The sequence below is a fragment of the Rhizobium sp. WW_1 genome, assembly GCF_003610155.1.
In the GTDB taxonomy this organism is placed as follows: domain Bacteria; phylum Pseudomonadota; class Alphaproteobacteria; order Rhizobiales; family Rhizobiaceae; genus Rhizobium; species Rhizobium tropici_A.
In genome coordinates, this window is sequence record NZ_RAIN01000010.1 from 179,874 (window position 1) to 192,806 (window position 12,933).

The following is a 12,933-nucleotide window of genomic DNA, read 5'->3' on the forward strand; positions in this document are numbered from 1 at the left end:
CCTCGAACAAGATCACATCAAATCAAACACCTAGAGCTAAATTAACCGGCAGAGATTAACCGTCCGTTGACTCTAACTGAGTGGCGCAACAAAAAACCGCGCCCGAAGGCGCGGTTCGATTTCAACGAAGATCATCGTTGCGGATCAGAAGAGATCCGGCGGGATGCTATCAGCCGCGCAGGATGGAGCGGCCGGCGTACTTTGCCTGCGGGCCGAGCGCTTCCTCGATGCGGATGAGCTGGTTGTACTTGGCAAGACGATCCGAGCGCGACAGCGAGCCGGTCTTGATCTGGCCGCAGTTCGTGGCAACGGCGAGATCGGCGATCGTGGAATCTTCCGTTTCACCCGAGCGATGCGACATGACGGCCGTGTAGTTGGCCTTGTGCGCGGTTTCGACGGCGTCGAGGGTTTCGGTCAGCGAACCGATCTGGTTGACCTTGACGAGGATCGAGTTGGCAACGCCCATGCGGATACCGTCGCGCAGGCGGGCGGAGTTGGTAACGAACAGGTCGTCGCCGACGAGCTGGGTCTTCTTGCCGATCAGATCGGTCAGCGTCTTCCAGCCTTCCCAGTCGTCTTCGGCCATACCGTCTTCGATCGAAACGATCGGGTACTTGGCGGCGAGTTCAGCGAGATATTCGGCCATCGCGCCGGATTCCAGCGTGCGTCCCTCGCCTTCGAGAACGTACTTGCCGTCCTTGAAGAATTCGGTCGAAGCGCAATCGAGGCCGAGAGCGATTTCGTCACCCGGCTTGTAGCCAGCCTTTTCGATCGACTTCATGATGAAGTCGAGAGCTGCGGGAGCGCTGGACAGGCCCGGTGCAAAGCCACCTTCGTCACCGACGTTGGTGTTGTGGCCCTGCGATGCCAGTTCCTTCTTCAGAACGTGGAAGATTTCCGAGCCCATGCGGACGGCTTCACGGATGGATTCTGCGCCAACCGGCAGGATCATGAATTCCTGGAAGTCGATCGGGTTGTCGGCGTGAGCGCCGCCGTTGATGATGTTCATCATCGGAACCGGCAGAAGACGGGCATGAGCGCCGCCGACGTAGCGGTAGAGCGGCAGGTTGGCGCTCTGCGCGGCGGCCTTGGCAACGGCGAGCGAAACGCCGAGGATGGCATTGGCGCCGAGACGCGACTTGTTCGGCGTGCCGTCGAGCTCGATCATGATGTTGTCGAGCTGGATCTGGTTTTCTGCATCCATGCCGCCGATGGCATCGAAGATTTCCGAATTGACGGCTTCGACAGCCTTCTCGACACCCTTGCCATGGTAGCGCTTGCCACCATCGCGAAGCTCGACGGCTTCATGCGCGCCGGTCGACGCGCCCGACGGAACCGCCGCGCGGCCCATGCTGCCATCTTCGAGGTAGACATCGACTTCGACAGTCGGATTGCCACGGCTGTCGAGAATCTCGCGGGCGATAATGTCGGTGATTGCGGTCATGATAGCTTCCTGCTCGCTGGTTTATAAATCGATTTAAATCGTCTTAATCGAAGGCGCGGAAATTACAATGGCGATCCGCACCTCGATCTGGCGCTCCCTCAGGCCCGTAACGCAAGTTCATGTCAGCCTGTTGAACGCCGGCTACTTTTCAGGCCTTGGCAATGGCGTCGAAGGCGAGCAGCTTCTCCAGAAGCCGCGGCATGTCCTTCAGATAAACCATGTTCGGGCCGTCGGACGGCGCATTGTCCGGATCTTCATGCGTCTCGACGAAAAGGCCGGCGACGCCGACGGCAACGGCAGCCCGCGCCAGCGTCTCGACGAATCGGCGATCGCCGCCGGTTGAGCCGCCCTGGCCGCCGGGTTGCTGCACCGAATGGGTCGCATCGAAAACAACCGGCGCGCCCATCGCCGCCATGATCGGCAGCGAGCGCATGTCGGAAACAAGCGTGTTATAGCCGAAGGAGGCGCCGCGCTCGCAAAGAAGAATGTTCGGATTGCCGCTCTCGTTCAGCTTGGCAAGCACGTTCTTCATGTCCCAGGGCGCGAGGAACTGTCCCTTCTTGACGTTGACGACGCGGCCGGTCTTGGCAGCGGCAACCAAAAGGTCGGTCTGGCGCGAGAGGAAAGCCGGGATCTGCAGGATATCGACCGTCTTGGCGACTATCGCGCACTGCTCTTCCGTGTGGATATCAGTCAGGACCGGAAAGCCGTATTCCTTTTTCAGATCGGCAAAGACTTCCATGGATTTTTCGAGGCCGATCCCGCGCTTGCCCGACAGCGAGGTACGGTTGGCCTTATCATAGGACGACTTGTAGACGAGGTCGATGCCGAGTTTGCCGCAAAGTTCCTTGAGGACGCCGGCGACCATGAAAGCATGGTCGCGGCTCTCCATCTGGCAGGGGCCGGCAATCAGCGAAAGCTTGGCGTTATTGGAGAACAGGACCTTGGAGGCGCCCTCGCCGACGGTCACTTCGGAATTCGTGCTCATACTATCTCCTCGAAGGCGAACAGTGCGCCCTCACCGGGCGCCAGCCTTGCCAATAGACGATTGTTCTTACGCGTGTAGGTGACGCCGTTAGCAGCGAAATGCGACGATGTCACGGAAAGATCGCGCGTTTTGAAAAGGATTGCGCGCGCCCTGAGCCCAGGATCGCTGGTGCGACACGGCAAATCATAAAATACCTCCATGCCCTCCGGCGTCAAAATCTCCAGATCCGCATTGGCCACCCTGACCGTCAAGCCGAACGAATGCTCCATTATCCGCGGGCCGCCAGCAACCTCTTCAAAGAAGCTGCGATAAGCCGCCGGCTTTGGCGCGCAAAGCGCTACCCGCGCGATGCCTGTCACGCCATTCTTATGGTGTTCGAGCACGCTGCGGTCAGCCGGCAAGGCATTGATACGCTGACAGCAGAAGGCGAGGAAGTCCGGCGCGCGCAGATCGGCAGCAAAAGCGAGACGAAAGCCGGCCGTCGTTTCGGTTCCGTCCGGCATCTTCATAGGTCGGGAAAAATCCAGCATTTGCCCCGCCGAAATGGCTGCCGCCCTGAAACGCTCGTCATCAGCAACGGCATCATCCGTGCCGAACACCACAGCCGAGAAGCCATCCTGACCAACCCGGAAGCGGTAGGCCTGGTCACGGGCGACGAAGACATTCCCGTCGACGATACTCGTCTCGCATTGTTCCGGAGACGCCACGCCGAGTGGCTCGAGATAGGTCTTGTCGGCAAGGAAGACGCAGGCGTTTTCGGTGCCGAAAGGATGGCGCGCCTCCGGAGCCACCGTGAAACCGAGCTTGCCGAGGCGCTCGCGCGCAAGCGCTATGTTCACGGCCGGCAGCACGAGATGATCCAGCGGATGCGGGGACGAAGTCATGGCTCCTCCTGTATGCCTGCGGCAGCAGATTTGCGCCGATCCCTAGCGCAATTCAAGATGGGCACACGAAGCTTTTCAGGACTTCGCCAGCGGAAGACGATCTCGCAAACGTGAGGACTGATTCTGCCTCATAGCCAGCTTCAGCAGTATCACATGTCACTGCTTCGTATCCTAAACATAGCGGCCGCATTACAAAAGGCTGCCAGTTGACAGAACAGCATTTCCCATATTTTCCGATAGTTTAGCGTGGATATAACGCTTTGATCCCTTCAGCCGGTCCATTCGCAAGTCGTAATTATTTAATCGACGCAACAAGGCTTTACCGAAATTTAAGTACTTGCGGAACACATATGGAACATATAGTGTCCGTTCTGGATTTGTTTCACCGTTTTTCTTGATTCTGGGGTTCCAAGACGATGTTGACGCGCAAGCAGCAGGAACTGCTTCTCTTCATTCACGAACGCATGAAGGAGTCCGGTGTTCCGCCATCTTTCGACGAGATGAAGGACGCACTGGATCTGGCCTCCAAATCCGGCATTCACCGTCTGATCACGGCGCTGGAGGAGCGAGGCTTCATCCGCCGGCTGCCGAACCGGGCGAGAGCGCTCGAAGTCATCAAACTGCCGGATGCCTATAATCCCAGCTTGCAGCCGCGCCGTGGCTTTTCACCGAGCGTCATCGAAGGCAGTCTCGGCAAGCCTCAGCCTGTGGCTCCACCCGCCCCGCCGAAAGTGGCAAATGACGATCACAATGGTTCGGCGTCCGTGCCGGTCATGGGTCGCATCGCCGCCGGCGTGCCGATTTCCGCGATCCAGAACAATACGCACGATATTACCGTTCCGGCCGACATGCTCGGCTCGGGAGAGCATTATGCGCTTGAAGTGCGCGGCGATTCGATGATCGATGCCGGAATTTTCGACGGCGATACGGTCATTATCCGCAATTCGACGACGGCCAATCCCGGCGATATCGTCGTGGCGCTCGTCGATGACGAAGAGGCGACGCTGAAGCGCTTCCGCCGCAAGGGCGCCTCGATCGCGCTGGAAGCCGCCAATCCCGCCTATGAAACGCGCATCTTCGGGCCGGATCGCGTCAAGGTCCAGGGCAAGCTCGTCGGCCTTATTCGTCGCTATCACTGACCGGTGATGCCGATATGACTGGCGCGTCGAATTTTCCAGTGCGCCAGTCGTAAGTTCGATGCCGGGTCCATGGTCTCTGCGGATTGTCGAAGGCGGTGGAGATATTGGGCTTATCTGCGTCGAGTGCCATTTCGAGCGATCCCGTTCGCCGCAATGTTGCGCCGGTGATGAGCGTCGCTCCGGAGCGGCAGCGATCCAGCCGCAACCGGATTGGTGTCACGACAATGTTTGCGGTATCGCAGGCTGACGGCAGATAGGCTGCATTCTCTATAGTGATCAAGAAGGCGCCATTGTCGAGCATGGCCACGCACCATGCGCCTTTCTGGCAGGCGAAGCTTCCCTGCATCGTTCGGTCGAGCGCTGCCTCCATTGCCTTGCGGACGACGTTCTGTTCTTCGCTGCTTAACCTCCTGCCGCGATCTGCCTTGCTGAGTTGCGGCAGCCTGCTGTCGGCCGGAAGCATGGTCGGCGGCTGATGCTCTGCCGCGGCCAATGCCTTTTGCCATTGCTCGAAGATGAATGCTTGCGGCCTCTCGCGATTGGTAGCGAGAATGTCGTCCTGCCGCAGCGCCACCAGCATGCCATCTTCGGAAATCATCAGGTCCGGCTTCGGCACGCCGCTCCCGAATGCTGCCACACCAACGGACGAAAGCAACAAGAGGAAGCCAAGGTGGCGAAGCCGCGTCCGCAATATGCTCATGACCAGGAAGCCGACGATGAATGTCGGCATCAACCAGGCGGGCTGACGGCCGAAGGTGATATCGCCGCCCCAGCCGGCGACGGTTTTCGCGATCGCGATGACGAGTTCCAGTCCCTCTCCGGTCACCTTCCAGAAAGGTCCGTCGAGACCGAGTGGCATGAGCATCATTGCCGCCATGCCGAATGGCATGACGATGAAGGAGACAACTGGCATGGCCGCCAGATTGGCGGCAAGACCATATGTCGCCAACCGGTGAAAATGCTCGATCGAGAAGATGGCCGTCGATGCGCCACCGATAAACGAGGTCGACATCACCCCTCCGAAGAAACGCGCGACGAACAGCAGTGGGCTTAACACGCGGATCTTCGGCAGGACGCTTTCGCGATGCCGCCGCCGCTTCCACAGCGAGTAGCCCGACACCAGCGCCAGCGTCGCGGCATAGGACATCTGGAAGCTCGGGCCGAGCACCTGCGACGGCGAGAGAACAAGAATGACGATCGCCGATAACGCGACATTGCGCAGACTGAGGGACGGCCGATCGAAGAGCACGGCCACGAGCATGATCGCCATCATGATGAAAGCGCGCTCGGCGGATACGCCAAAACCGGAGATAAGGTAGTAGGCCGTCACCGTCAGGAGCGCGCCGAAGGCCGCAAATTTCTTGGTCGGCCATGCCTGCGCTACACCCGGAAACAGGCTGAAGAGGTAGCGCAGGCCAACGTAGAAGATGCCGGCTGACAGCGCCATGTTCAGGCCGGAAATCGCAATGATGTGGGTCAGACCGGCAATTCTCAGCGCCTCGGTCGTATCCTTGGAGATCGCGCGTCTCTCATCGGTGACAAGCGCCGCTGCGAAGGCGCCGGTATCTCCCGGCAAGGTTTGCCTTATCCTGTCGCCTATGCCGTTGCGCAGGCCGGCAAGCCAGATATCGGCGGTATCGATCAGCGAGCCCGCAGTATTGTCACCGGCTGGAGATATCAGCTTGGGCGTACCATAGGCAAAACCATTGGCGCCAATACCGTTGAAGTAGGAACTGAAGGCGAAATCGTTGAGGCCGGGCAAGGCTGGTCCGGCCGGAGGCGTCAGCCGCGCCCTGCCCTGGATACGATCGCCAAGCGCGAACGGCTCCGCCTGCTTGCGCACGAAGATCGTCACCCGCTCCGGCGTTCGGCGAATGGTCGGCTTTTCCGTTGCCTCGACGCGGACGACATAGCGCCAGCGGCCATTGTCGTAGGATTCCCGTCGCTCGACCTGACCGATCACGGTCGTCGTCACGGCCGAATCGAGCATGATGGTGGAAACCCGCCAGCTTTCGAATTGCGCCAACGCCATGCCCAAGCAAAGAAGCGTTCCGGCGAAAAGCAGGTGGCGCAGCAGCCTGCCCGCCTCGCGCATGAGCAGACGGGCACCCGCGAAGATCAGCAGGCCCGCAAGAATGGCCTGCGGCGGCGGATCGCTTCCAGCCTTGAACCAGATGATCGCGCCGAGGCCCATATAGATCGGCGCAAGCAGAATAGCGCGGCCGTGGGCAGCCTCCTCTTCGATCAGTGTCAGGATGCCCAGCCGAATGCGACTCGACAGTCGCAGCAACCGGGCCGTCAGCCGCGTCTGATCTTGAGTCCGTCTGTGTCGCCGCGCCTCGGTGCGATCGGCAATCGTGGCAATAACAGGGCGAGGCTGCGAGAGCGCAGCATCGTCCCCTTCATCCTTTTGCTGCTCGGATGCCTCCAAATTAGGCACGCGCTGCCGCCCCCACGCAAAACCACAGCTTTCGCGCGATTTTTGCCGTCACCACACAGTGAATTCAACCGAAATCGGCATGGGCAGAGCTAAATTGAGCCGGTTTCGCCGCGTAGCATAATCAAAGCTGCTTCTGCAGTGCCCAAAAGTTGATACTGCATTGCACAATTCGGCATTAGGATAACTTGGCATTAGGCTCTGGATCATATAGCTAGTCGGTAGTCGCTTAACCTTTTGGCGCTTTTTATGGCGTCAATCCCGCCAAATCTTGGAGGATCAGCATGACGGAACAAAGCGCGAAACTAACTTGGGGTGAAAAGACGGTGGATTTGCCGGTCAAGACCGGAACCATCGGCCCAAGTGTCATTGATATTGGTGCCCTTTATAAGAACACCTCCACTTTCACTTACGATCCTGGCTTCACCTCGACTGCGTCGTGCGAGTCCAGCATCACCTATATTGATGGCGATGAAGGCGTCCTGCTGCATCGCGGCTATCCGATCGACCAGCTGGCCGAACACGGCGATTTCCTCGAAGTGTGCTACCTCCTTCTCTACGGCGAACTGCCGACGGCAGCCCAGAAGAAGGACTTCGATCATCGCGTCACCCATCACACGATGGTGCATGAGCAGATGTCGCGCTTCTTCACCGGCTTCCGCCGCGACGCGCATCCGATGGCCGTCATGTGCGGCTGCGTCGGCGCGCTCTCCGCCTTCTATCACGACTCCACGGATATCACCGATCCGCACCAGCGCATGGTCGCTAGCCTGCGCATGATCGCGAAGATGCCGACGCTCGCCGCCATGGCCTACAAGTACCATATCGGCCAGCCCTTCGTTTATCCGAAGAACGACCTCGACTATGCGTCGAATTTCCTGCGCATGTGCTTTGCCGTTCCGTGCGAAGAATATGTCGTCAATCCGGTGCTCGCCCGCGCCATGGACCGCATCTTCATCCTGCACGCAGACCACGAGCAGAACGCTTCGACCTCGACGGTTCGCCTTGCCGGCTCTTCCGGTGCCAATCCGTTTGCCTGTATCGCAGCAGGCATTGCCTGCCTCTGGGGCCCGGCTCACGGCGGCGCCAACGAAGCCGCGCTGAACATGCTGAACGAAATCGGCACGGTCGACCGCATTCCGGAATTCATCGGCCGCGCCAAGGACAAGAACGATCCGTTCCGTCTGATGGGCTTTGGCCACCGCGTCTACAAGAACTACGATCCGCGCGCCAAGATCATGCAGAAGACGGCGCACGAAGTTCTCGGCGAACTCGGCATCAAGGACGATCCGCTGCTCGACATCGCGATCGAACTGGAACGCATCGCTCTGACTGATGAATATTTCATCGAGAAGAAGCTCTACCCGAACGTCGACTTCTACTCCGGCATCACGCTGAAGGCCCTCGGCTTCCCCACGACCATGTTCACCGTGCTGTTCGCTCTTGCCCGCACCGTCGGCTGGATCGCTCAGTGGAACGAAATGATCGAGGACCCGCATCAGCGTATCGGCCGTCCGCGCCAGCTCTACACCGGTGCTCCGTTGCGCGAATACGTGCCTGTTTCCAAGCGCTAAGCTTTTGGTACTGAAACGAAAAAACCGGTCAGAGATGACCGGTTTTTTTATGGGATAGAACGTCCAGAACAATCTGCGCCGCCTTATCGCCCGGCGGCTCCTCGGTCTGCATCCGCTCCCAGACGACATCGTAGCCCGCCAACATCGCGGCGCGCTCCGTCGTTTCGCTCGATAGGCGCTCCATATAGCGCGCCAGCAGGCCCGGCCGCAGAACGTCGTTGATGAGTTCAGGCAGCACGGCATAGTCCGCGATCAGGTTAGGCAAGGCGGCCGTCCAAGTCTTGATGCGCGACAGCACGAATTTTGCCAGCCATTCCGTCTTGTAGGTCGAAACCACGGGGACGCCTGCAAGTCCCAGTTCCAGGATCACCGTGCCTGAAGCCGCCATGGCCGCATCCGCCTGGGCAAAAGCGCTCCATTTGGCGTCCTGGCCGACGAGGATATCGGGCTTGATCTTCCAGTGTCCCGTCAGGGAGCGAACCAGCGCTTCCTGGCGCGGTACGGTCGGCAGTACAAACCGCATATTATTATTTCGCCGGCTCAGTTCTTCGGTAGCCTGCTCAAAAACCGGAAGAAGATGCCTGATCTCCGATGCACGCGAACCGGGTAGAAGCAGGATCGTCTTCTGCGCTTCAGCGTCGGGGAGCCCGCGCAATTCACGCTGGCGACGCGCCTCGACGAGATTGGCGTCCACCGTCAGCCGATGGCCGACATAGGTCGTCGCCGGACCACCCAGGCGCTGCATGGCGCCAGGCTCGAACGGCAAGACGGCCAGCACATGGTCGACATAGGCAAGCATCTGCTGTGCGCGATATTCTTTCCACGCCCAGACGCTGGGGCAGACGTAATTGACGACCGGAAGATTTGGCAGAGCCTTGCGCACCCGCTTGGCAACGCGATGGGTGAAATCGGGGCTGTCGATGATCAGAAGCACGTCGGGCTTTGCGGCAATGATCGCATCGGCCGTCTGCCTTATGCGGGCAAGCAGCTTTGGCAGCCGCTTGATGACCTGGATGAAGCCCATGATGGAGAGTTCGGAATAATCGAAGAGCGAATGCAGGCCCTGCGCCTCCAGCGCCTCGCCGCCAACGCCTACCAGTTCGACCGGGCCATCGTATCGCCGCTTCAAGGCGGCAGCAAGATCGCCGCCCAAAAGATCGCCGGAGACCTCTCCGGCAACGACGGCAAGCTTCAACGGCACACCACTCACATGAAGCCCTCCGCGCTCAGGCCCCGGTCGATGCCGCAGACGAAGATGCCGGCCTCGTCGGCTGCGGTAATCACGGCCTCGCGATCGAGGATGAGCGCTCTTCCGGCCTCGACGGCGACGCCGGCCAGCCCTGCCTTCTTGGCATTCAACACGGTGGAGACCCCGATCGACGGCAGATCGGCGCGGACGTCCTGCTGAGGCTTGCAAAGCTTGACGAGCACACCGCGCCGGCGGGTCGATATGCGCCCAGCCGCACGCAATTCGGCAACCCGTTCGATCATCTTGTCCGTGCCCTCGGCGCCTTCCAGCGCGACGACGCGACCACCGACGCTGACGGCGCCCTGCCCGACATCCAGGAGCCCCAGCGCATCCGCGGCCTTGGCGCCTTGCCCTATGTCACGCAGATCCTCTTCCGCAGGCGAGATTTTCCCCAGCGGGCCTGTCGTCGCCAGCAGATCGGGCGCGATCTCATGAGCGCCGACAACACGGACGCCACCAGCCTCGATCAATCGGATGACCATCTGCAGAACTGCGTTATCACCGCCCGAAAGGAGCGTCCGTATGGTCGAGGGCAATTCCTTGATAACGCGCCAGGTCGGACGCACCTGTCGCCAGGAAGGGCGTCGCGCAACGCCGCCCGACATGACCACGCGATCCACACCATGACGACGGAACATCGCTTCGAGACCCGCGAAATTACCCACGCCGAGATTGGCGTGATCGAAGGCGGACCAGTCGCGATCCGCCTCGTCAGTCAAAGCAATGATGACTGGATTTTCGCCGGCCTGGCGGGCAGCATCGGCGACATAAACAGGCAAAAGACCGCTGCCTGCGATGATCGCCAGCCTGCCCCTTTCGTTTTGGCCGGCCGAAATCACCTCAAGCCTTGCCGCGATTGGGCGACGAGAGTGCGCGGTCGCTGTCGGCAGCGATGAAATCGAGAATTTCCATCACTTCCTTGCAATCAGCGTATTCCTCGCGGATGGCCGCCGCGTTATCGCGGACCGAGCCCTCGTTCTCGAAGATGCTCTTGTAAGCGCGGCGGACCCGATGAATGACAGCACGGTCTATACCCGCACGCGACATGCCGACGATGTTCAGCCCCGACAGTACGCCCGGATTGCCGTTCAGCATGCCGTAGGGAATGACGTCGTAGCTCGCGGCGGTGAGACCACCGATGAAGGCCTGACGACCGATACGGGTGAACTGATGCACGGCGCAGCCGCCGCCGAGGATGGCGCGATCCTCGATCGTGACATGACCGGCAAGCATGACGTTGTTCGACATGACGATATTGTTGCCGACGCGGCAATCGTGAGCGACATGCGAGTTGGCAAGGAACAGGTTATTGTTGCCGACGATGGTCTTGCCGCCGTAATCGGCCGTGCCGGTGTTGATCGTGACGCCTTCGCGAATCGTGCAATTCTCGCCGATATCGAGCGTCGTTTCCTCGCCGTGGTGGTGAACGCTCTGCGGATCGCCGCCGACAACGGCCATCGGAAAGATCTTCGTTCCCTTGCCGACGCTGGTTCGTCCGGTCACGACGGCATTGTTGAGCAGTTGAATATTGTCGTGCAGCACCACTTTGGGACCGACATAGCAGAACGGTCCTATCGTCACGCCTTCGCCGATGACAGCCCCATCCTCGACGACCGCCAGCTTATGGATGCGGGCGCTCTTTGCAATGCTGCTCATGCCTGTTCCTGATCCTTCCTCACGATCATCGCACCGATATCGGCCTCAGCGACCAGAGAGCCGTCGACCTTGGCATCGCAATGGAATTTCCAGATGGTGCCGCGCTGCTTTTGCTTCACGACGTGAAATTCGACGCGGTCGCCCGGAACGACCGGCCGGCGGAAGCGGGCATTGTCGATCGTCATGAAATAGACGAGATTGCCGCCGATGCCGTCCTTGCGGGCGCAGATCGCGCCTGCGGTCTGCGCCATACCCTCGATGAGCAGCACACCCGGCATGATCGGCGATTCCGGAAAATGCCCGGTGAATTGCGGTTCGTTCGCCGTTACGTTCTTGATGCCGATCGCGGAATTATCGCTATCGATCTCGATGATCTTGTCGACCATCAGGAAGGGATAGCGATGCGGCAACAACTTCATAATTTCAAGAACATCGGCCGACGACAGTGACGTCTTGGCTAACTCAGTCATGCTCCGCACTCCCGTCTTTCTTGTCTCTGGCTCCTGACCGCTTCGCGATCTCCGCCGATTCCCTTAGAAAATCCCAAAGCGGCCGCGCCGGAAGCCCCGCATAGCGCTCGCCCGCCGGGATGCTGTTCATGACGCCGCTCTTGGCACCGATCTGCGCGCCGTCGCCGATATGGATATGCCCGTTCAGACCCGCCTGGCCACCGATCTGCACGCCATCGCCGATTACGGTGCTGCCGGCAATGCCGACCTGACTGACAATCGCACAGTGGCGACCGATGCGGACGTTATGTCCGATCTGAACCTGATTGTCGATCTTGGTGCCCTCGCCGATCACAGTATCATCCATAGTGCCGCGATCGATCGTCGTATTGGCGCCGATCTCGACATTGTCCTGAATGATGACGCGGCCGATCTGCACGATCTTGACCATGCCGCGCGGCCCCGGCGCATAACCGAAACCGTCCTGGCCGATACGCGCGCCGTTATGAACGATGACACTGTTGCCGAGATAGGCGCAGAGCACGCTTGCCCCGCCGCCGATGCTGCAATTGCGCCCGATCTTGACGCCCGGTCCGATCAGGGCATTGGGTCCGATATAAGTCCCCTCGCCGATCTCCGCGCCCGGACCGATGATCGCGCCCGGCTCCACACCAACGTTGGTCTCCAGCTTGGCTGTTGCATCAATCGTGGCTGCAGGCGAAATCACACCCGGATTTGCAGTAAACGCGACCGGTCGCATGGCTTGCGGATGCAGCAAGGCACCGGCAATAGCGAAATCGGTATGCGGCTTCTTCGACAGAAGCACCGGAATATGATCGGGGACGAAAGATTTCAGCGCAGGGAGGCAGATGATGGCCGAAGCCTTGCACGTCTCCAGCTCAGCCCGATTCTTTCGGGAAAGAATATAGCAGATGTCGCCGTCGCCTGCCCGATAGACAGGAGCGATAGATCTGATGACGACCTCCGAAGAGGCCGCATCAGCAAGCTCCGCCCCAAGATGCTCGGCCAGCTGTTTCAAGCTGACGCCACCATGGGGCGGAAAAAAACCAGTATGTTCCATAAGCACCAGCTCCAGAACGGTGTTCAAGCCCG

11 protein-coding genes are annotated in these 12,933 nt (G+C 59.9%); 2 read left to right on the forward strand and 9 right to left on the reverse strand.

Annotation, left to right across the window (positions count from 1 at the left end):
* Positions 1-169 precede the first annotated feature (169 nt).
* From eno to BJ928_RS26410, 3 genes are all read right to left on the reverse strand, one after another.
* On the reverse strand, positions 170-1,444 hold the full coding sequence (eno, locus tag BJ928_RS26400; RefSeq protein ID WP_047633301.1) for a phosphopyruvate hydratase: 1,275 nt from the start codon (positions 1,442-1,444) through the stop codon (positions 170-172).
* A 148-nt stretch (positions 1,445-1,592) separates the two neighbouring features.
* Positions 1,593-2,432 carry a 3-deoxy-8-phosphooctulonate synthase gene (gene kdsA / locus BJ928_RS26405; RefSeq protein ID WP_047633300.1) on the reverse strand — a complete coding sequence of 280 codons (840 nt, stop codon included), beginning with the start codon at positions 2,430-2,432 and terminating at the stop codon, positions 1,593-1,595.
* Complete coding sequence (locus BJ928_RS26410) at positions 2,429-3,316, reverse strand: VOC family protein (protein ID WP_047633299.1); 888 nt, start codon at positions 3,314-3,316, stop codon at positions 2,429-2,431. The genes kdsA and BJ928_RS26410 overlap by 4 nt, the downstream gene beginning before the upstream one ends.
* 416 nt (positions 3,317-3,732) lie before the next feature.
* Between BJ928_RS26410 and lexA the strand changes: the two genes are divergently transcribed.
* The gene (gene lexA / locus BJ928_RS26415) at positions 3,733-4,455 is read left to right on the forward strand and encodes a transcriptional repressor LexA (protein ID WP_047633298.1); all 723 of its coding nucleotides are present in this window, start codon (positions 3,733-3,735) and stop codon (positions 4,453-4,455) included.
* Here the strand turns inward: lexA and BJ928_RS26420 are convergent.
* Positions 4,436-6,886 (reverse strand): ComEC/Rec2 family competence protein, encoded by a 2,451-nt coding sequence (locus tag BJ928_RS26420; RefSeq protein ID WP_082011901.1) that lies wholly within the window; start codon positions 6,884-6,886, stop codon positions 4,436-4,438. The genes lexA and BJ928_RS26420 overlap by 20 nt on opposite strands.
* A 290-nt stretch (positions 6,887-7,176) precedes the next feature.
* On the opposite strand from BJ928_RS26420, the gene gltA reads away from it, so the two are divergent.
* Positions 7,177-8,466: a citrate synthase gene (gene gltA, locus BJ928_RS26425; RefSeq protein ID WP_047633297.1), complete on the forward strand. Its 1,290-nt coding sequence runs from the start codon at positions 7,177-7,179 to the stop codon at positions 8,464-8,466.
* 28 nt (positions 8,467-8,494) lie between these two features.
* Here gltA and lpxB read toward each other — a convergent pair whose 3' ends face one another.
* Genes lpxB through lpxD form a run of 5 tightly spaced genes read right to left on the reverse strand, consistent with a single transcriptional unit; the run spans position 8,495 to position 12,901 of the window.
* Positions 8,495-9,676, reverse strand: a complete 1,182-nt coding sequence (lpxB, locus tag BJ928_RS26430; protein ID WP_047633296.1) for a lipid-A-disaccharide synthase — start codon at positions 9,674-9,676, stop codon at positions 8,495-8,497.
* Complete coding sequence (locus BJ928_RS26435) at positions 9,673-10,554, reverse strand: LpxI family protein (RefSeq protein WP_047633295.1); 882 nt, start codon at positions 10,552-10,554, stop codon at positions 9,673-9,675. The genes lpxB and BJ928_RS26435 overlap by 4 nt, the downstream gene beginning before the upstream one ends.
* Position 10,555: 1 nt before the next feature.
* Entirely contained in the window at positions 10,556-11,371 is an 816-nt protein-coding gene (gene lpxA, locus BJ928_RS26440) for an acyl-ACP--UDP-N-acetylglucosamine O-acyltransferase (protein ID WP_047633294.1), read from the reverse strand.
* Positions 11,368-11,841: a 3-hydroxyacyl-ACP dehydratase FabZ gene (fabZ, locus tag BJ928_RS26445; protein ID WP_047633293.1), complete on the reverse strand. Its 474-nt coding sequence runs from the start codon at positions 11,839-11,841 to the stop codon at positions 11,368-11,370. The genes lpxA and fabZ overlap by 4 nt, the downstream gene beginning before the upstream one ends.
* Positions 11,834-12,901: a UDP-3-O-(3-hydroxymyristoyl)glucosamine N-acyltransferase gene (gene lpxD / locus BJ928_RS26450; protein ID WP_047633292.1), complete on the reverse strand. Its 1,068-nt coding sequence runs from the start codon at positions 12,899-12,901 to the stop codon at positions 11,834-11,836. The genes fabZ and lpxD overlap by 8 nt, the downstream gene beginning before the upstream one ends.
* Positions 12,902-12,933 lie beyond the last annotated feature (32 nt).